The sequence below is a fragment of the Mycolicibacterium sp. CBM1 genome (assembly GCF_054073305.1).
The window spans coordinates 72,856-92,308 of the sequence record NZ_JBSXPP010000001.1 but is presented as its reverse complement, the minus strand read 5'-3'; the positions used below and the strand labels follow the sequence as shown (position 1 = coordinate 92,308).

The window sequence follows — 19,453 nt, the reverse complement described above, 5'->3', positions numbered from 1 at the left end:
TTAGACGAGAGTCCCACCGCCGTCTTAAAGAAGGATGTTCCGACCTTGTGAAGGCCCTGAGAGGATGCGAATCGTTGCCTTGCCGTTATGGTTACGTGATCGTCAGGCCACCGTCGACGATAATTGTCTGGCCTGTCACGTAATTCGCCGCAGATGAGGCGAGCCACACCGCCGTCGCGGCCAGCTCGGCGGGATCGCCCATGCGGCCCAGCATGATCCGCGGCAGCTGAGCGTCCAGATAGCCCGGCTGGTACTCGTCGGTCATCTCACTCTGAAAGAAGCCCGGCGCCAGGGCGTTGACGCGGATACCTTTGCGCGGTCCCCATTGCTGGGCCAGGTCGCGGGTCAACCCGATGATCGCGGCCTTCGAGGCGCTGTAGGCGGCCTGCGGCAGGCCACCGGTGGTGATGCCGAGCACGCTGGAGATGTTGATGATGGAGCTGCCCGGCTGCATCACCCGCCCACAGGCCTGTGCCATCCAGTAGGAGCCGTTGAGGTTGACGTCGACGACCTTGCGGAACTGCTCGGGCGTCTCCCGAGTCGCGGGTACCGCTGTGCCCACGCCGGCGTTGTTGACCAACACGTCGACCCGGCCGAACTCGGACATCGCCGACTCGACCAACTGCTGGCACTGGTCGGGGTCGGCGACGTCGGTCTTGCGCGTGTAGACCCGCCGACCGGCGTCCTCGACGAGGGCGGCGGTGTGTGCCATCTGCTCCACGCGGCGCGCGCCGAGGACCAGGTGGGCACCGGCCTCGGCGAAGGCCTGCGCGAACGACACACCCAGCCCGGACGACGCACCGGTGACGATGACGACCTTGTCGTCGAGTCGGAAGGAATCCAGAACGGTCATGCTTGCGGACTCCTGAGCACCTGTCGGGCGATCGCATACTTGTGCACCTCGGTCGGCCCGTCGTACAACCGGAATGCGCGCATGTCGGAGAAGATCATGCCGACCGGGGTCTCGTCGGAAATGCCCATGCCACCGAGGATCTGCACGCACCGGTCGGCGACCTTGAACAGCTCTTCGGAGACGTAGGCCTTGACCATCGAGCTCTCGTGCCGGCCCTTGGCGCCGGTGTCCAGCGCCCAGCACGCCCACCAGATCGCCAGCCGGCACTGTTGCAGAGCGATCTCGTTGTCGGCCAGCATGAATCCGACTCCCTGATGCTCCCCGAGCGGCTTGCCGAACCCGGTGCGGGTGCGGGCGTGCTCGATCGCGATGGAGTGGGCTCGTGACGCCGCGCCCAACCACCGCATGCAGTGCGTCAAACGTGCCGGGGTGAGTCGCAATTGGGCATAACGCAGCGCCTGGCCGACCTCGCCGAGCACCGCCGATGCGGGCAGGCGCAGGTTGTCGAACCGCACCACGCCGTGCCCCTCGACGTAGTTGCGGTCCATGGTGTCCATCACCCGTTCGAGTTGGATACCTTGGGTGTTGCCGTCGCAGAGGAAAAGGGTTGGGCCGTCAGGGCCGTGCGCGTTCGGTGCGACCCGGGCCATGATGATCCAGGTGCGGGCACCGTTGGCCCCGGTGATCAGCCACTTGCGGCCGTTGATGACGTAGTCGGTGCCGTCGAAAACAGCTTCGGTGGCAAGCTGATTCGGGTCCGAGCCGGCGCCGCCGGGTTCGGTCATCGCGAACACCGACCGCTGCCTGCCGTCGATGACGGGTACCAGGAACTTCTCGATCTGGTCTTCGTTGGCGATCTTGGACAGCACGAACATATTGCCCTCGTCGGGTGCCGCGCAGTTGAGCGCGACGGGGCCCAGCGTCGACCAGCCCGCGGCTTCGAACAGCACCGCCTGTTCACGGTGCGACGGCTCGCGTCCACCGAATCGGCGAGGCGCCTGGAACGTCAGCAGGCCGGCCTCTCGGGCCAGTCCGACGAGTTCGGTGCGGAGATCCTCGTTGGGGCCGTGTCGGGTGAACCGTGGATCCCGTTCGTAGGGAATGATTTTCTCGACGACGAAGGCGTGCACCTCGTCGCGCAATGCCGCAAGGTCGGCGGGGATCTCGAAGTCGATCACAATTGTCCCTCCATGATGGTGACGGCCCGTTCGAACAGCCGGACCGTCGCGATGTGCAGCCGGTCACCGATTTCCTTGGGCGCGTACCCGGCAGCGGCCCGGGCGTGGGAACCCTCGAGGATGATGCCGAGCTTGAAACAGGCCAATACCGTGTACCAGTCGATGCCGGACAGGTCACGCGTGGTGTGCTCGGCATAACGCGCGACCAGTTCCTCCGGGGCGGCCAGCCCGCCGCTGTCCATCAGCACGTTGGTCAGCACGGACGCGGTGCCGGGCAGATACCACGTCGCCAACATCCAGCCGAGATCCAGCAGCGGGTCGCCGATCGTGCACATCTCCCAGTCGACGATGGCCGCCACGTCGGGGCCGGTGGGGGAGAACATCACGTTCGCGGCGTGGTAGTCGCCGTGCATGATGCCGGGCTGCCAGTCGGTCGGCTGGTTGCGCTGCAACCAGGTGGCCACGGCGTCGACGTCACCGATGTCGGGGCCGGAGTAGTTCTCGAAACCGCGGTAGGACTCGAGTTCGGAAAGCCAGCGCGGAACTTGACGTTCCAGGAATCCGTCGGGCTTGCCGAAGTCGGCCAGCCCGACGGCGACATGGTCGACGGCGCCGAGTCGTGCCGCGGCCTCGGCCATCGACAGGCCCATCTCGTGCCGCACGGTGGCATCGCCGGCGTGCACGTCGGGCAGGCCGGCGCCGGCATTGAAGCCGTCGACCGGTTCCATCAGATAGAACACCGCGTCGCCGAGTACCGAGGTGTCCTCGCAGACCGCGATCAGCGGCGGGTGCGGTACGTCGGTTTCGGCCAGGGCGTGCAGCACCCGCGTCTCGCGCAGGATCACCTTGTTACTGACGGGCCGCAGGTGCGCGGGTCCCCGGCGGAACACGTACTCGCGGCCCGACCGGGTGAAGCGCAGCATGATGTTCTGGGTGCCGCCGGTGATCTCGGCGACGTTCTCGATCGGTCCGTCGCCCAGGCCGTGTTCCGACATCCAGGCGGCTACTGCGGTCAGGTCGTACACCCGAGTGAACCTACCGTACGGTTGGTTGGCCCAGGCCCTTCGGCCACGGTAGCCGGCTGTCGATGGTGTGGAAGACGCTCCAGCCGATGACCGTACCGAGGGCGATCGACAGGATCGCCGCCCCCGTCACGCCCAGGCTGGCCACGCCGACGTTGCCGCCGGTGGCGGCCTGGGTCACCGATTCGAAGCTCAGCGCGCCCGGAACGAGTGCCCAGAACGCGGCCAGCATCATCACGATCGCCGGTGGCGAGGTCTTGATCCGCGACGCCAGCATCGCGAACGGAACTGTCAGAAATGCGCCGATGAAGCCGGAATAGGCGGCGGCGACGAACTTTCCGGCGATCGCCTGTCCGACCAGCGCCACCGCGATGGCCAAAGCCAGCCAGATCAGCGATCCGCGTGGGGCAGACAGGTATATGTAGAGCCCGACCGCCACCACCACGATCGCGACGTAGAGCGACCAGGGACCCATTTGCGTCGAGGGTGTCTGCGGGCTGACCTCACCGGCGACGTGCACGCCCAGGGCCACGCCGAACACCAGCAGTGCGAGTTGAGCGACGCCGTACACCAGCCTGCTGGTCCCCCCGATCAGCTGTGAGCTGGCCAGTTCCATGGCGCCGATGGTCAGCGACATACCGGGCAGCATGGCGACCAAGGCGGGTGCGATCACCCGCAACAGCCCATCGTTGGCGGTGTCGGCAACGAACCAGGTGGCGAGGATCGTCGTGAGCATGGCCGCCAGGGTGGGCAGCACGGGGTTCAGCGAGGGGAACGGCCGGCCCAACTGGGCGATGGCGCCGACCACCAAGCCCAGGAAGAGGTATCCCGGCAGCGACGCCCAGGTCGGGTTGATGACCATGCCGAAACCCACGGTGGTGACGGCATAACCGACCGTGGTGGCCACCGGACCGAACCGCGGCCGCAGAGTGCGGGCCGCCTGGATCGACGCGATGGCGTCGGCCGGCGTGATCGCGCCGACCGAGGCCAGCGTGGCGATGTCGTCGATGCGGCCGGCCATATCCAGCTGCACGGTGTACGTCGTGGAGGTGCCGAATTCGTAACCGACGGTCCCGATCTGGATCATCAGTACGGTGGGCAGGACGACGACGCGCACCGGTTCGGTGGTGTACTGCGCAGCGATCTCCAACAGCCGCGCCGTCACTAGCTGGGTCGGCTGCTCCACCACGAGCAGCGCGATGCCGACCTCGCGCAACATCGCCGCGATATCAGCCTGGCTATGGGAGTCCGGCGGGCCCAGCGACTCGGGAGGCGTCTTGCGGATCGCGTCGAAGATCCGTTTGCGCCGGGCCCGTCGCTTGTCGGTCATCCCCGCATCATTGCTCAGGCGCGGCCGTCGCGGTGGCGGGCCCGCCGCGGTTCTTCTGCCACGGCCAGTAGCCGGTGATCTCCAGTTCCATCGAGAAGCTGAGGAAGGTCCGGATCAGTACGATCCCGCCTAGCACCGCCACGCTGCGAGCGTCCGGGGTGACCGCGACGGTGCGGATGATGTCCGCGGCGACCAGGAACTCCAGGCCGAGCAGGATGGATCTGCCCAGCTGCTCGCGGAACACCCGGTAGGCCCGCCCCGTCTTGAGCCGCGGCAACACACCGGCCGCCGAGATCAGCGCGCCAATGGCGATCACGGCGACCCCGATCCCGTCGATCGTCTTACCCACCGTCTCGATGACCTCGAAGAAGCTCACCGAGAAAGTGTAGGAACGCCGGGCTCCTAGCGGGCCGGTAACACCGCGGTCGCTGTCGCTGTGCTACCGACTTCGGTGGCACGGACGGAAACCTGGTCGCCGGTGCGCAGCTGTTCGGACGGCTTGTTGGTGCCGGCGTTGAGCGTGTAGGTCCGGCTGTAACCGTCGGAACTGCGGACGGTCAGCGAGGTGTCCGAGGCGGCGGTCACGTCGCCGGTCTGGGTCAGTTCGGTGGTGAAGCCGCCCTCGCCGTCTGACATGACGTTTGTCCCGTGCACCGACCGCTGGGAACCGCCGGGGCCGCCCCAGCCGGGCGGGCCACCCATGTGGCCCGAACCGCCGGTGTCCGAACCGCCGGTGGCCGCATAGACGACGCCACCACCGACCGCTGCCAGCGCGGCGGCGATACCGACAGCCGCCAGCGTCGTTCGGGTGGACCAAGTCGGTGGGTGGTCCTGGGGAGCACCCCACACCTGCTGTTGTTCACCACTCATGGCACCACCGTGTGCGCCGAACCTAGGGGTCCGCTGTGTGCGCGATCAGTGGATTCTGTGCACACGTTTCACAGTGCACACATAGCAACACCATAGGAGGGGCCCATCGCCGCTCTCATACTGGAACCATGACCTCTTCAGCTGCCGAACGTGTGGTGATGCGGCGAGCCGACGGAAACCCGATCACGGTTCTCGTCGTCGACGACGAAATGGTGCTCGCCGAAATGGTCTCGATGGCACTGCGCTACGAGGGCTGGACCATCGCCACCGCCGCCGACGGCGCGTCGGCGATCGCGGCGGCCCGCTCCGCCCGCCCGGACGCCGTTGTGCTGGACGTGATGTTGCCCGACATGAGCGGGCTGGACGTACTGCGCAAGCTGCGGGAGCAGAACCCGCAGCTGCCGGTCCTGCTGCTCACCGCCAAGGATGCTGTCGAAGACCGCATCGCCGGCCTGACTGCGGGCGGCGACGACTACGTGACCAAGCCGTTTTCCATCGAAGAGGTGGTGCTGCGCTTGCGGGCGCTGCTGCGGCGCACTGGGGTCACCACCGAGGACAGCGGCGCACAGATCGTCGTCGGCGATCTCGTGCTCGACGAGGACAGTCACGAGGTGACCCGCGGCGGCCAACTGATCTCGCTGACCTCGACGGAGTTCGAGCTGCTGCGCTTCCTCATGCGCAACCCCAAGCGGGTGCTGTCCAAAGCCCAGATCCTGGACCGGGTCTGGAGCTACGACTTCGGCGGCCGCTCCAACATCGTCGAGCTCTACATCTCGTACCTGCGCAAGAAAATCGACAGCGGTCGCGAACCGATGATTCACACCTTGCGCGGCGCAGGCTATGTTCTCAAACCTGCGAGCTAGCACCTGGTCGCTGAGCGCACGGCTACTCGTCGGCCAGTTCTGCCTGCTGGCCGCCGCCTGCCTCGGTGTCGGCGCGGTGACGGTGCTGGCGCTGTACCAATACCTGGTCGGCCAGGTCGACGACCAGCTGCGCGAAACCGCGCACCGCTCGTCGATCATCTACGGCGAGCCGCCCCCGCCGCCGCTGCCGCCCGCACTGCGGGAGAGTCTGGGGTCGTGGCCCCGGCCCGGCCCCGGCCCGCTGTTCCTCGACGCCCCCGGCCAGCCGATCGGGATGGTCGCGGCCGTTCTCACCCAGGGAACTACCTCCGACGCCGGTGTGCTCGGTATCGGCGGCGTCCGAAGCGCGGTGTCGCCCACCGCCATGAAGCAGTTGTCACAGGCCGGTGACCAGCGCAGCCCGGTCATCCGCAACCTGGACGGGCTGGGCCGCTACCGGGTGATCTCGGTACGCAGCAGGCTGACCGGGGAGACGCTGGTGATCGGGCTCAGCATGCGTGACGTCGACGCGACGCTGCTGCGGGTGGCGCTGATCTTCGCGGTGGTGACCGCGGCCGCCCTGGCGGTGGCCACCACCATCGGCATCTTGATCAACCGTCGCGCGCTGGCGCCGCTGACCCGGGTGGCCGCCGCGGCAGGGAAGGTGGCTGACTTGCCACTGGACCGTGGTGAGGTGGCCCTGCCGGTGCGGGTCTCGGAGGCTGACGCCAACCCGCATACCGAGGTGGGTCGTCTCGGCCTCGCGCTGAACCGGATGCTCGACCACATCTCCGCTGCGCTGTCTACACGACAGGCCAGTGAGAGTCGGGTGCGGCAGTTCGTCGCCGACGCCAGCCACGAGCTACGCACGCCGCTGGCGGCGATCCGTGGTTATACCGAACTGGCGCAACGTAAAAGGGATCAGATGCCCGAGGACGTCGCCCATGCGATGGGTCGGGTGGAATCCGAGGCTAAACGGATGACGAACCTGGTCGAGGACCTGCTGCTGTTGGCCCGCCTCGACTCCGGGCGTCCGCTCGAACGTGAGCCGGTGGATCTGGCGCGGCTGTCCGCCGACGTCGTCAGCGACGCCCACGCCGCCGGGCCCGACCACCGGTGGAACCTGGACGTCCCGGCCGACCCGCTCTACGTCACCGGCGACGACGCCCGGTTACACCAGGTGGTGGCCAACCTGTTGGCCAATGCGCGTACGCATACCCCGCCCGGCACCTCGGTCACGTTGTCGCTGCACCCCGAGCCGGGCGCGGCGGTCCTGCGCGTGCTCGACGACGGACCGGGGGTACCGGCCGAGCTGCAGTCGGAAGTGTTCGAACGATTCGCCCGCGGCGACACGTCGCGGTCACGCAAGGGCGGTTCCACCGGGCTGGGACTGGCCATCGCCTCGGCGGTGGTGCGCGCCCACGCCGGTGCCATCGAACTGCGCAGCGTGCCTGGGCGTACCGAATTCACCGTGCGGTTGCCGCGCGCTGTCGAAACATGACGCGCGCCCGTCAGTACGGCGGGCTGGTGGTCTTGCTCCTCGCCACTGCCGTGCTGTACGTCTGGAACCTCGGAGCCAGTGGCTGGGGCAACGCGTTCTATGCGGCCGCCGCACAGGCCGGTGCCACCAACTGGACGGCGTGGCTGTTCGGGTCCAGTGATGCGGGCAACGCGATCACGGTGGACAAGACGCCGGCCGCGCTGTGGGTGACGGGGTTGACGGCGCGGGTGTTCGGCGTCAACCCGTGGGCGATCCTGGTGCCGCAGGCGCTGGCCGGTGTGCTGGCGGTCGCCGTGCTCTATGCGTCGGTGCGCAGGGTCAGCGGCCCGACGGCCGGTCTGCTCGCGGGCGCGGTGCTGGCGCTGACCCCGGCGGCGGCATTGATGTTCCGGTTCAACAACCCCGACGCCTTGCTGGTGCTGGCGCTGGTCGTGGCTGCGTACGCCACGCAGCGGGCGCTCGCGCGCGACGCCGCGTGGTGGTGGCTTGCGCTGGCCGGGGCCGCGGTGGGAGTGGGGTTCCTGGCCAAGATGCTGCAGGCGTTCCTGGTGCTGCCTGCGCTGGCGGGGGTGTACCTGCTGGCCGCCGATGCCCCGCTGCGGACCCGGCTCGGGCGGTTGGCGGCGGCCGCGGCGGCGCTGATCGTCACCGCCGGCTGGTACCTGTTGCTGGTCGCGCTGTGGCCGGCCGACGCGCGACCCTACATCGGCGGCTCGCAGCACAACTCCGTGCTCGAACTGGCATTGGGCTACAACGGAATTGGCCGGCTGACCGGTAACGAGACCGGCGGCTTGGGAAACCTCAACCAGGATGTGGGCTGGGCGCGGCTGTTCGGTTCCCAGATGGGCACCCACATAGCCTGGCTGCTGCCGGCGGCGGTGATCGCCGTCGTCGCCGGTCTGTGGATCACCCGGCGCCGCGCCCGCACCGACCTGACCCGCGCCGCCCTGCTGCTGTGGGGCTGCTGGCTGGTGGTCACAGCGGTGGTGTTCAGCTACGCCAACGGCATCCTGCACCCCTACTACACCGTCGCACTGGCCCCGGCTATCGCCGCCGGTCTGTCCATCGGGACCGCTTCGCTGTGGCGCCGTCGAGCGGACATCCGCGCCAGTGTCACGCTGGCCGGCATGCTCGTCATCACCGCCGTGTTGACTTTCATTCTTTTGCAACGAAATTCGCAGTGGCTGCCGTGGCTGGGATGGGTAATCCTGGTCGCCGGCATCGGTTGCGCGGTGCTGCTGGTCGTCGTGGGCCGGTTACCCCGGCACGTCGCCGCAGTGGTCGGCGGCCTGGCGCTGGCCGTTGCCCTGGCCGGGCCCGCCGTGTACTCGGTGGCCACCGCGGCCGCGCCGCACACCGGCGCCATTCCCTCGGTGGGCCCGTCCTCGAACAACTTCGGGCCGCCCGGCGGAATGTTCGCGGCGCCCACGCCGGGTGCCGCGCTGACCGCGGCGCTGCGCGATAACGCCGACGAATACACCTGGGCCGCAGCGGTTGTCGGATCGTCCAACGCTGCGGGCTACCAACTGGCTGCGGAGGTCCCGGTGATGGCCGTCGGTGGATTCAACGGCACCGACCCGGCGCCCACCCTCGAACAGTTCCAGAGCTACGTCGCACAGCGGCGGATCCACTGGTTCGTGCGTAGCGACATGCCCGGATCCATGTTCGGGACCAAATCCGGCAGCGATGCCGCCGAACGGATCCAGCAGTGGGTTGCGCAGACCTACCCGTCCCGCGACATCGACGGCGTCACCGTCTACGACCTTTCCACCAGAAGCCCTGTCGACCAGGGAAGTTGATCTACGCTTCGCACGTGACCGGCGGCCGTGCGATGGGACCGTTCTCCGCCCTGGTGACCGCGATCAACGTCGTCGGCGTCACGGCGACCTTCCTGGCCTCGCCAGGATTCACAGGAGCCGCATAGCAAGCACAAATTTTGCCCCCACCGCGCGAGACGACGATCGAAGCATGACCATCACCGACGTCCCCGTGGCACGCCGACGCAACGCCGCACTGATCGCCGTTGACCGCGGTGTCCCGGTGCTCGACGTCGTGGTGCCGGTGTACAACGAGCAGGCCGTGCTGTCGAGCTCGATACACCGGCTGTGCCGCTACCTACGTGAGGACTTCCCCTTCTCGTTCCGCATCACGATCGCCGACAACGCCAGCGTCGACTGCACGCCGGATATCGCGGCGAAGCTGGCCGCCGATCTGCAGGAGGTGCGTGTGGTGCGGCTGGAACAGAAGGGCCGGGGACGGGCGCTGCATCAGGTCTGGTCGACCTCGGACGCCCCCGTGCTGGCCTACATGGACGTCGACCTGTCGACCGATCTGGCGGCGCTCGCCCCGCTGGTCGCCCCGCTGGTCTCCGGGCACTCGGACCTGGCTATCGGAACGCGCCTCGGGCGCGGCTCGCGGGTGGTGCGCGGCGCCAAGCGGGAGATCATCTCGCGCTGCTACAACCTGATCCTGCGCTCGACGCTGGCGGCCAAGTTCTCCGACGCCCAGTGCGGATTCAAGGCGATCCGCGCCGACGTCGCGGGCGAACTGCTGCCCTACGTCGAGGACACCGGCTGGTTCTTCGACACCGAACTGCTGGTGCTCGCCGAGCGCAGCGGGCTGCGCATCCACGAGGTGCCGGTCGACTGGATCGACGATCCGGACAGCCGGGTGGACATCGTCGCCACCGCCATCGCAGATCTGAAGGGAATCGCCCGCTTGCTCAAAGGTTTTGCCAACGGTCAGATCCCGGTGCAAGCCATCGGCGCCCAGCTCGGTAACCGGGCCGGTGCGCCGCGATCGCTGCTGAACCAGAGCGTGCGGTTCGCCGCCGTCGGCATCGCCTCGACACTGGCTTATCTCGCCCTGTTCCTGCTGCTGCACCCGCTCGGCGCCCAAGGCGCCAACCTAGTAGCGCTGCTGGCGACGGCGATCGCCAACACCGCTGCCAACCGGCGCTATACCTTCGGGGTGCGCGGTCGCGCCGGCGCCGCCCGACACCAGTTCGAGGGCTTCGCCGTCTTCGCCATCGGGCTGGCCCTGACCAGTGGTGCGCTCGCCCTGCTGCACACCCTCGGCGAGCCGTCACGCGTCGTCGAACTACTTGTTCTGGTGGTCGCCAACCTGATGGCCACCGTCGTCCGCTTCGTCCTGCTGCGCGGATGGGTTTTTCACCCTCGCCGTACGGGCCAGAGCTCTGGAGCTGCAGAATGACCGTCCTCGCTGGAACTACAGAACGGATGCCGAGGGTGCCCGCACCGGACGCCGAACAGCCGGTTGCGCCCGGCCGGCCGCGGTGGGTGCGTCCCGCGCTGGCCGCGCTGGTGGTCGCGACCGCCGTGCTCTACGTCTGGGGCCTGAGCGCGGCGGGGTGGGCCAACGAGTACTACGCCGCCGCCGTGCAGGCAGGCACCCAGAGCTGGAAGGCACTGTTGTTCGGCTCGATCGACGCCGGCAACGCGATCACGGTCGACAAGCCGCCCGCCGCGTTGTGGGTGATGGCGCTGTCGGGTCGTATCTTCGGCTTCGGCACGCTGTCGATGCTGGTGCCCGAGGCCTTGATGGGGGTGGCGTCGGTGGCGCTGCTCTACGGCGCGGTGCGCCGGGTCAGCGGATATGGGGCGGGCCTGCTGGCCGGTGCCGTGTTGGCGCTGACACCAGTGGCGGCGTTGATGTTCCGCTTCAACAATCCCGATGCTCTGCTCGTTCTGCTGATGGTGGCCGCCGGCTACTGCCTGATCCGGGCGCTCGACGGTAAGGTCACCGGCTGGGTCGCACTCGCCGGGGTAGCCATCGGATTCGCGTTCCTGGCCAAGCTGCTGCAGGCCCTACTGGTCACGCCCGCTTTGGCTCTGGTGGTGCTGGTGGCGGTGCCGGGTACCGTCTGGTTCCGGTTACGCGCTCTGGCGGTCGGCCTGGTGGCGATGGTCGTCTCGGCCGGCTGGTACCTGGCACTGGTCAGCTTGTGGCCCAGTGACTCTCGGCCCTATATCGGTGGTTCGACCGACAACAGCCTGCTGCAGCTGGCCCTGGGGTACAACGGTCTCGGCCGGGTGTTCGGCGGCGACGGTAACCCGGGTGGCAGCTCCGGAAGCGGCGGTGGGGGACCGATGGGCGGTTCGCCGTTGTTCGGCGGGTCGACCGGAATCACCCGGCTCTTCGGTGAATCGATGGGCACCGAGATCTCCTGGCTGCTGCCGGCCGCGCTGATCGCACTGATTGCCGGCCTGTGGTTCACCCGGCGCGCACCGCGCACCGACCGTATTCGCGCATCGCTGTTGCTGTGGGGCGGGTGGCTGGTGGTCACCGGGGTGGTGTTCAGCTTCATGAAGGGCATCATGCACCCCTACTACACCATCGCCTTGGCGCCGGCGGTCGCCGCGGTGCTGGCAATCGGCGTGCGAGAACTGTGGCGTGGCAGGCACTTTGCGGTGTCCCGGCTGATATTGGGCGCCATGCTGATGGTGACCGGCGTGTGGAACTTCGTCCTGCTCGACCGCACCCCCGACTGGTTGCCCTGGCTGCGCTGGGTCGTGCTGGCCGGAGCCGTCGTGACGGCCGCCGTCCTGATCGTCGGCGCACACCGACTCGGCCGGTGGACTGTGGTGCTGGCCGCCGCGGGTCTGTTGTTCGGTCTGGGTGCCACCGCCGCCTACACGATGGAGACGGTGGCCGGCACTCACGGCGGCGGTGTCCCGGTGTCCGGGCCGAGCCGGCCCGGCGACACCATGGGCTTCGGGCCCGGCGGCTCCGGAGTGCAGCCGTCGGACAACGCCGAGTTGAAGGGTCTGCTCATGCGGTCCGACAACCGTTGGGTCGCCGCAACAGTGGGCTCGCACACGGCGGGTAGCCTCGAGCTGAGCACCGGCACGTCAATCATGTCGATCGGTGGCTTCAGCGGCGGTGACAACTCGCCGACCCTGGAGCAGTTCCAGGCCTACGTCGCCGAGGGGCAGATCCACTACTTCATCGCCGGCAACGAGCCCGGCGGTGGACACCACGGTCCGGGCGGTGACTCGGGCAGCGCGGCGCAGATCACCAAGTGGGTGGAGCAGCGCTTCACCGCCGAGGACGTCGGCGGCACCGTGATCTACGACCTGTTCGCGCCGAAGTGACGCCCTGCTGAACACCTTCGCACGTATCTCGCCGGTTCCCGGCCAAACGGCCCGGGAACCGGCGAGGCTCCTTACCATGTGAGCGGATCGGAACCGCGTCACGACGGGTGGGGGCACGTACATGAGCAAGGTCATGCATATCGGCCGTCTCGGCGCATTGGCGGTGGCTCTGGGCATCGGGACAGCGCTGGCCAGTACCCCCGCAATCGCCACCGCGGCGCCGTCGGGTGGGGCAGCCTCCTCCGGTTCCTCCGCCTCGTCGGGCCATCCGGCGTCGAGCAAGACGGCAGCCACCGGCCGGCCCGCGCCCCGAGCCAAGTCGACATCGGGGGCATCGCGGCGATCGGTCAATACCGCTGCCGTGCAACAGGTCCCGGTGGTTCGGGTGCGGCTGGTAACCCCCGCCACCGCTAGCCAAACGCTGACCGCGGCGGTGCACGGGGTCGCCTCGGCGCTGGGCTCCCTGACCGGTGCGGGCACCGGCGGCACTCCGCAGCCGACGCCAGTGCTCTGGTCGGTGGTGGCCGCCGCCCGGGAGGAGTTCCGGCGCGTCACGGGTATCCGCAGCGTCAGCTCGGCCACGGTCACCACCGGTCAGACGATGAGCCCGAACCTGTTGGTCAATCCAGGGGCCGAACTGGGCGACGCGGCCGGGTTCGGCAACAGCACGGTCAGCGTCCCGGGCTGGAGCGCGACCGGCACGCCGACGGTGGTGAAGTACGGCGAGCTGCGCAATGCGTGGCCGGTGGGGCTGAGCTTCGCGTGGCCGAGCCTGCCGGCGATCATCTCGTTCCCGAGCGTCCACGCCGCGCCACCTGAGGGTGGCAACCAGTTCTTCGGCGGCGGTGACGTCGCCACCTCGGCCCTCACGCAGACGGTGGACCTCAGCGGTGCCGGTACTCAGATCGACAGTGGTACAACAGCATTCAATCTCAGCGGGTATCTCGGGGGATATCTGCTGGATCCGTCGTTCACCACGGTGAAGGTGACATTCCTGGATCAGAACAAGCTTTATCTCGGCAGCTCGACCATCGGACCCGTCACCAACCTCGATCGTTGGGGCCAGACCGGATTGCGGGAGCGCAGCGCCACCGGCGTCATCCCCGTCGGCACCCGCAGTGCGCAGGTGACCGTCACGTTCCACGACCTGAACCCGGTGGTGTTCGGCTTCACCGCCCGCTACAACAACGCATACGCCGACAATGTGTCGTTCACCGTCGGCGCCGGGCTGCCGGCCCCCGCCGACCCACAGCCGCCGGCATCCACCGTCGGCGAGCTCGACCACGTGTTCCTGGTGTACATGGAGAACAAGGGCTACAACAGCATCGTCGGCAGCCCCAACGCGCCGTTCCTGAACAGCCTCATCAACGCCTACGGGTTCGCCGCCAACTACTACGGCGTCACCCATCCCAGCCTGCCGAACTACTACGCCGTCGCCGGCGGCCAGGTGTACGGCAAGACCTACAACTGCGAATCGGTCTGCATCGACGACCCGAACAACCTCGCCTTCAACATCGACCGCGCCGGCAAGACCTGGGCGGCTTACGCGCAGAGCATGCCGGTCGGGCAGCCGTTGGTGTCGTCGGGCAACTACTCCACCGACCAGACACCCTGGCCGGCCTTCGCCGGCATCGGCGACAACCAGGCCTACGCTGCCGCCCACATCTTCACGCTGGACCAGATGGCGATCGACCTCCAGTCCGAGGCCACCACACCCGATTTCGTCTGGTTCGCCCCGGACGAGGACTCCAACGGGGAAGGCCCGGTGAGCGGGCTGAGTGGCGTCGCCCACTTCGTCGTGGGTCAGATCGATCCCCGCCATCAATACAACGTTCCCGCGCTCGACGAGTTCTTACAGCAGACCGTGCCGACGGTGATCAACTCCGAGGCCTGGGCCACCACCAAGTCGGCGCTGATCATCACCTTCGACGAGGACAACAACAACATCACCCTCGGCATCGGCAACGAGGGCAACCACGTGGTGACGGTGGTGATCCCCTCCCCGCTCGCGGTCAGCGAGGGCGGCATGCGCGGCGGTGCCTTCGTTGTCACCGACCGCTACGACCACTACAGCACCCTGCGCACCATCGAGGATGCGCTGGGGTTGCCGACGATGACCAACAACGACAAGTACGCCGTTCCGCTCAACGGGTTCTGGACCGGCTCCACGGGCAGCTCGTCGTCGCAGACGGTGGTCTAGCATCCCGGAACGGTGTGCCAAAGGAGTCGTCGTAGGCGAGGATGCGGGCTATGGAACACAAGCCGCCGACCCCGGTCATCGAAGCAGCCAATGCCGAGCAGCTGACGTCGCTGCCGTTCACCGACACCGATGACTTCGTCAACGCCGACCGCGGCTTCATCGCCGCCCTGACGCCGTGCGTGGTGACCGCCGCCGACGGCCGGGTGGTGTGGAACAACGATGTCTACGACTTCCTCGGCGGTGACGCTCCGGCGTCGGTTCACCCCAGCTTGTGGCGGCAGTCCATCCTGGCCGCCAAACAGGGTCTCTACGAGGTGGTCGAGGGCATCTACCAGGTGCGCGGACTGGACCTGTCGAACATCAGCTTCATCGAGGGCGACACGGGCGTGATCGTGATCGATCCGCTGATCTCGACGGAGACCGCCGCGGCCGCGCTGGCGCTCTACCGTGCCCACCGCGGAGATCGTCCCGTCACCGCAGTGATCTACACCCACAGCCACGTCGACCATTTCGGCGGCGTGCTGGGGGTGACCAGTCAGGCTGACGTCGACGCGGGCAAGGTCGCGGTGCTGGCCCCGGCGGGCTTCGTCGAGCACGCCGTGCAGGAGAACGTCTACGCAGGAACCGCGATGGCCCGCCGTGCGTCGTACATGTACGGCACGCTGCTCGAGCGAGGGCCGCAGGGGCAGGTGGGGTGCGGCCTTGGGCAGCAGACATCCACCGGCGAGGTGGCGATCATCGTGCCCACCGTCGACATCACCACCACCGGGGAGACGCACACCATCGACGGGGTGGAGATCGAGTTCCAGATGGCGCCGGGCACCGAGGCGCCCGCTGAGATGCACTTCTACTTCCCCAAGTATCGCGCGTTGTGCATGGCCGAGAACGCCACCCACAACCTGCACAATCTGCTGACCCTGCGCGGTGCGCTGGTCCGCGACCCGCATGCCTGGTCGGGGTACCTGACCGAGGCCATCGACACCTTCGCCGACCGCGCCGACGTTGTCTTCGCCTCGCACCACTGGCCCACCTGGGGCGGCGAAGAGATCGTGAAATTCCTTTCTCTGCAACGAGATCTGTATGCCTACCTGCACGACCAGACTCTTCGTCAGCTCAACCAGGGCTATACCGGTATCGAGATCGCCGAGAGTTTCCAGATGCCGCCTGCGCTGCACGACGCGTGGCACGCGCACGGTTATTACGGCTCGGTCAGCCACAACGTCAAGGCGGTCTATCAGCGATACATGGGGTGGTTCGACGGCAACCCAGGCCGGCTGTGGGCGCACCCACCGGAGGCGGCCGGGCCCCGCTACGTGGCAGCCATGGGCGGCATCGATCGAGTCGTCGACCTGGCCCGCGCGGCGTTCGATTCGGGCGACTACCGTTGGGCGGCAACGCTGTTGGACCACGCCATCTTCACCGACGAGAATCATGCGGGCGCCCGCGAACTGTATGCCGACACCCTGGAACAGCTGGGTTACGGGGCCGAATGCGCGACGTGGCGCAATTTCTTCCTATCCGGGGCGACCGAACTGCGCGACGGCAACTTCGGGACACCGACGCAGACGACATCGACCACGATGATGGCGCAACTGACCCCAGAGCAGATGTTCGACGCACTGGCGATCAGCGTCAACGGCCCGCGCGCCTGGGACCTCGACATCGCGGTGGATATGACCTTCGCCGACACCGGAGCCAACTACCGGCTCACTCTGCGCAACGGTGTACTGGTCTACCGCAAGTGCGCGGCCGACGAAGCCAGCGCAACGGTGACAGTTCGGCTGGCCACCAAGATGCGGTTACTGGCCGCCGCAGCAGGGGATTTCACCTCGCCGGGGCTGGAGACCAGCGGTGACGGGGACGCGCTTGGGGCCCTGCTGGGTGCGCTGGACCAGCCCGACCCGAACTTCAACATCATCACACCCTGAGATGGCCGCTACGCGAGCGGGTAGTCGACGACGTTCGCGACCGGTCCTTGAGCGCCGAGGCCGGACGCCGCTTCGATCCACTGGCCGGTGACGATCATGGTGAGGTTGGGCAGGTTGACGATGTAGTCGCCATAGGTCCGAAGGTAGGGGTCGCCGACGTAGATGGCGCCGCCGTAGTCCGGCAGCAGATTCTGCACGACTGTGCTGGACTCGGTGTCCTTGACCTGCACCGAGCTGTTGTACAGCACGGACGCTTCGATTTCGATCTGCAGTCCGACGAACACGCCGGCCTTCTCCTTGAGCTTGATCCCCCCGCCTGCTGACCAACTCGCCGACTCACTCTTGGTGGTGGTGATGGTGTAGTAATAGCTGTTCTCGTTCGAGCCGCGGTTGATGTGCTGCTGGACGGGCCCGGTTGTCGGGGCGTTGTAGTAGACGTCGCCGGTGACGTTCACGCCGCACGAACCCGGGACTGAACCGCTATAAGCCGGTGAGCAGGCCGTGTCGACGGCCGCGCTGGCAAGGTTCGGGTCTTCGGTGACGTCGATCTTCCCGGGATTGGCGTACGGGTAGATGAGGTACATCGTCGCCTCGTCGGCGTAGCCGTAGGCCATGCATCCGCTGCTGCTCTGACAGGTGACCAGCGGCGCGCTGCCCCCGTTGAAGACCTTGAACTCCGCCGACGCGTCCACTCCCGTTTCGTTCGTCCACGTCACGTACGCCTCTTGATCACTCCAGACGCTGTAATCCACCTCGAAGTCGATTGCCTGAAAGGGCTGCAGGACAAAGCCTTTCTCCGGCGAGTCGTCCTCTTCGTATTCTCCGGTGATGCTGCTGAGTGTCTGCGGATACGGCGTGAGGTTGACGACCCGGAAGGTCTGCGAGCTGATCGCCTGACCGGTGAGCATGATGGCGGGCAGGGTGCGAAACGCCCGCGCCTCACTGCTGACGAAGTCGTCCAGGATCTGGACCAGAGTCTTGCGCGTGGCGGTGGGTGCCGGGCCGGGCGCCGCGATGTCGGACACCGTCGTGGCCGCGTCGGCCACCGTGCTCTCCGGGGAAGTCGGCACCGAATCGGAGTCGGGATACGGGTGCGGACCGGTTCCGATCTTCCAGTCGTCGGTGGTGTAGGTGACCGCGAGGGGGGTGCCGTCGGGGTCCAGCGACCCTGAGGGCGCGAGGCTGACGTACTCGACGTTCGGGATGTTGATGGTGACGCCCGATTCGGTGAGAGTCATGTTGACGAAGTCGTGGTACTCGGGATACTGCACGTATATCTGGCCGTAGCTGCCCGGCGGGACGTTCAAGTCCACCTGCGACTCGGTGGTGACGCCGTCGCTCCAGCTGTGGCCGTACTTCTGCTGCAGCAATGCGCCGATTTCACTCTGGAACGACAACGGGCCGAGCGAGAAGTTCAGTGAGGTACCGGCGACCACTTTCAGGTTCTCCTCGACGCCGCTGGTCTTGGTCACCTCGTGAGTCACCTTGTACCTGTTGGTCGAGTCGACGGTTCCGTCGTTGAAGAGGGTGTTGCCGACCAGTTTCGGGGCGCTGAGCAGGACCTGCTCGTCGACGACTTCCTGGCCGCAGCTGCCGGCCACCTTGCACAACGCCATGGCGACGAGCGCCTGACCCACCGCGTCGGTCGGGTCGATCGTGATCTCGGCGCCGGCCTTCGGCAGGAGCACCAGGGTCTGTCGGTTGGCGATTTCCGAGACCCCGGTGACGGGTTCCGGGGTGTCGAAGATGAGAGTCTGCACATCGCTGTTCGACACCGACGCGGTGGCCCCGGCGGCATCGACATCCACGGTGACTGTCGTGGCGCTGGTCGACCAACCCATCGTGCCCTCGTAGGTCCAGTCTTTATCCCATTCGCTGGAGTTCTGATAGAACGCCAGCTGAACCAGCCGGGCGTTGTCGAGGACGTACCCTTCCTGCGGGCCGTAGGTCAGCGGCTGTTTCGTGTCGAGGTTCGTCAGGGTGACCGGTCCACCGGTCAGGTTGAGGACGGTGACCTCGTTTCGGACGAACGGCAGGTAGAAGTCGCTGGTGGGGTTGCAGACGCCGTCTTTGCACTGGCCGGGGTCCAGCGGATCGGCGACGCCCACGAGGTTCCTGACCAAGGTGTTCACCGGTGTCAACACGGTGTTCACGGCCAGACCGATACGTCGGGCCAATTCCTCGAGCGGGTGATCGCCGAGTTCGCGTCGTGCGGCGGCGACCGCCACCCAGCTCGCAGGTGACTCCGAATTTCCCCGCAGGGGTGCGGGGCTTGGCTTTAGTGCGCCCGTGCCGGGGCGCGCTGTGGTGGCCGATCGCACGACGCTTGTGGCCTGAACTCTGGTTGTGGCGCTTGCGGTCTTCCGGGCGGATGCCCCGGTCTTCGGTCTCGGGGTCGCTGCTGTCGAGTTCTGGTTCGCGGAGCGCGTTGTCGCCGCGGGTCCCTTGGCAGGACTCGAGCCCGTCGATGATTGATGAGCCCCGGATGTGTCGGCCGCGGCGGTCGGGGTGGTGGCGTTCGCCAACGCCACCCCGATTCCCAGGGCCACGGTCGCGGCTGCCGTGCGAGTGGTGAGCAATGCCCGTTTCATCGAGTTCCCCAACCGTTGACCGAG

15 protein-coding genes are annotated in these 19,453 nt (G+C 67.4%); 8 read left to right on the top strand and 7 right to left on the bottom strand.

What is annotated here, in order from left to right:
* Positions 1 to 91 precede the first annotated feature (91 nt).
* The 6 genes from ACXDF8_RS00445 to ACXDF8_RS00420 are packed head-to-tail and all read right to left on the bottom strand — an operon-like array spanning position 92 to position 5,253.
* Positions 92 to 853 carry an SDR family NAD(P)-dependent oxidoreductase gene (locus ACXDF8_RS00445; protein WP_457221277.1) on the bottom strand — a complete coding sequence of 254 codons (762 nt, stop codon included), beginning with the start codon at positions 851 to 853 and terminating at the stop codon, positions 92 to 94.
* Complete coding sequence (locus ACXDF8_RS00440) at positions 850 to 2,031, bottom strand: acyl-CoA dehydrogenase family protein (protein WP_457221276.1); 1,182 nt, start codon at positions 2,029 to 2,031, stop codon at positions 850 to 852. The genes ACXDF8_RS00445 and ACXDF8_RS00440 overlap by 4 nt, the downstream gene beginning before the upstream one ends.
* Positions 2,028 to 3,026, bottom strand: coding sequence for a phosphotransferase family protein (locus ACXDF8_RS00435; protein ID WP_457221688.1), 999 nt, complete (start codon positions 3,024 to 3,026; stop codon positions 2,028 to 2,030). The genes ACXDF8_RS00440 and ACXDF8_RS00435 overlap by 4 nt, the downstream gene beginning before the upstream one ends.
* A gap of 40 nt (positions 3,027 to 3,066) precedes the next feature.
* Entirely contained in the window at positions 3,067 to 4,383 is a 1,317-nt protein-coding gene (locus ACXDF8_RS00430; RefSeq protein WP_457221275.1) for a threonine/serine exporter family protein, read from the bottom strand.
* Between the two features lie 7 nt (positions 4,384 to 4,390).
* Entirely contained in the window at positions 4,391 to 4,759 is a 369-nt protein-coding gene (locus ACXDF8_RS00425) for a DUF1622 domain-containing protein (protein ID WP_457221274.1), read from the bottom strand.
* Between the two features lie 26 nt (positions 4,760 to 4,785).
* Positions 4,786 to 5,253: a hypothetical protein gene (locus tag ACXDF8_RS00420; RefSeq protein WP_457221273.1), complete on the bottom strand. Its 468-nt coding sequence runs from the start codon at positions 5,251 to 5,253 to the stop codon at positions 4,786 to 4,788.
* A 158-nt stretch (positions 5,254 to 5,411) separates the two neighbouring features.
* Between ACXDF8_RS00420 and ACXDF8_RS00415 the strand changes: the two genes are divergently transcribed.
* The 7 genes from ACXDF8_RS00415 (at position 5,412) to ACXDF8_RS00385 (ending at position 16,838) form a co-directional block, all read left to right on the top strand.
* Positions 5,412 to 6,116, top strand: coding sequence for a response regulator transcription factor (locus ACXDF8_RS00415; protein ID WP_457221687.1), 705 nt, complete (start codon positions 5,412 to 5,414; stop codon positions 6,114 to 6,116).
* Entirely contained in the window at positions 6,094 to 7,596 is a 1,503-nt protein-coding gene (locus ACXDF8_RS00410) for a sensor histidine kinase (RefSeq protein WP_457221272.1), read from the top strand. Before ACXDF8_RS00415 ends, ACXDF8_RS00410 begins: the two co-directional genes overlap by 23 nt.
* The gene (locus ACXDF8_RS00405; protein ID WP_457221271.1) at positions 7,593 to 9,395 is read left to right on the top strand and encodes an ArnT family glycosyltransferase; all 1,803 of its coding nucleotides are present in this window, start codon (positions 7,593 to 7,595) and stop codon (positions 9,393 to 9,395) included. Before ACXDF8_RS00410 ends, ACXDF8_RS00405 begins: the two co-directional genes overlap by 4 nt.
* Positions 9,396 to 9,564: 169 nt before the next feature.
* The gene (locus ACXDF8_RS00400) at positions 9,565 to 10,809 is read left to right on the top strand and encodes a bifunctional glycosyltransferase family 2/GtrA family protein (protein WP_457221270.1); all 1,245 of its coding nucleotides are present in this window, start codon (positions 9,565 to 9,567) and stop codon (positions 10,807 to 10,809) included.
* Positions 10,810 to 10,835: 26 nt separating this feature from the next.
* Positions 10,836 to 12,710, top strand: coding sequence for an ArnT family glycosyltransferase (locus ACXDF8_RS00395; RefSeq protein ID WP_457221686.1), 1,875 nt, complete (start codon positions 10,836 to 10,838; stop codon positions 12,708 to 12,710).
* Between the two features lie 121 nt (positions 12,711 to 12,831).
* Entirely contained in the window at positions 12,832 to 14,910 is a 2,079-nt protein-coding gene (locus ACXDF8_RS00390) for an alkaline phosphatase family protein (RefSeq protein WP_457221269.1), read from the top strand.
* Positions 14,911 to 14,960: 50 nt separating this feature from the next.
* Entirely contained in the window at positions 14,961 to 16,838 is a 1,878-nt protein-coding gene (locus tag ACXDF8_RS00385; protein WP_457221268.1) for an alkyl/aryl-sulfatase, read from the top strand.
* An 8-nt stretch (positions 16,839 to 16,846) separates the two neighbouring features.
* Here ACXDF8_RS00385 and ACXDF8_RS00380 read toward each other — a convergent pair whose 3' ends face one another.
* Positions 16,847 to 19,066, bottom strand: coding sequence for a hypothetical protein (locus ACXDF8_RS00380; RefSeq protein ID WP_457221267.1), 2,220 nt, complete (start codon positions 19,064 to 19,066; stop codon positions 16,847 to 16,849).
* 259 nt (positions 19,067 to 19,325) lie between these two features.
* Between ACXDF8_RS00380 and ACXDF8_RS00375 the strand changes: the two genes are divergently transcribed.
* On the top strand, positions 19,326 to 19,448 hold the full coding sequence (locus tag ACXDF8_RS00375) for a hypothetical protein (protein ID WP_457221266.1): 123 nt from the start codon (positions 19,326 to 19,328) through the stop codon (positions 19,446 to 19,448).
* Positions 19,449 to 19,453 lie beyond the last annotated feature (5 nt).

Bases quoted from the DNA above. Each gene is read 5' to 3' on its own strand.
- ACXDF8_RS00420 (WP_457221273.1), bottom strand. From the start codon at position 5,253: ATGAGTGGTGAACAACAGCAGGTGTGGGGTGCTCCCCAGGACCACCCA.
- ACXDF8_RS00445 (WP_457221277.1), bottom strand. From the start codon at position 853: ATGACCGTTCTGGATTCCTTCCGACTCGACGACAAGGTCGTCATCGTC.
- ACXDF8_RS00430 (WP_457221275.1), bottom strand. From the start codon at position 4,383: ATGACCGACAAGCGACGGGCCCGGCGCAAACGGATCTTCGACGCGATC.
- ACXDF8_RS00435 (WP_457221688.1), bottom strand. From the start codon at position 3,026: ATGTCGGAACACGGCCTGGGCGACGGACCGATCGAGAACGTCGCCGAG.
- ACXDF8_RS00390 (WP_457221269.1), top strand. From the start codon at position 12,832: ATGAGCAAGGTCATGCATATCGGCCGTCTCGGCGCATTGGCGGTGGCT.
- ACXDF8_RS00415 (WP_457221687.1), top strand. From the start codon at position 5,412: ATGCGGCGAGCCGACGGAAACCCGATCACGGTTCTCGTCGTCGACGAC.
- ACXDF8_RS00410 (WP_457221272.1), top strand. From the start codon at position 6,094: ATGTTCTCAAACCTGCGAGCTAGCACCTGGTCGCTGAGCGCACGGCTA.
- ACXDF8_RS00400 (WP_457221270.1), top strand. From the start codon at position 9,565: ATGACCATCACCGACGTCCCCGTGGCACGCCGACGCAACGCCGCACTG.
- ACXDF8_RS00395 (WP_457221686.1), top strand. From the start codon at position 10,836: ATGCCGAGGGTGCCCGCACCGGACGCCGAACAGCCGGTTGCGCCCGGC.
- ACXDF8_RS00405 (WP_457221271.1), top strand. From the start codon at position 7,593: ATGACGCGCGCCCGTCAGTACGGCGGGCTGGTGGTCTTGCTCCTCGCC.
- ACXDF8_RS00385 (WP_457221268.1), top strand. From the start codon at position 14,961: ATGGAACACAAGCCGCCGACCCCGGTCATCGAAGCAGCCAATGCCGAG.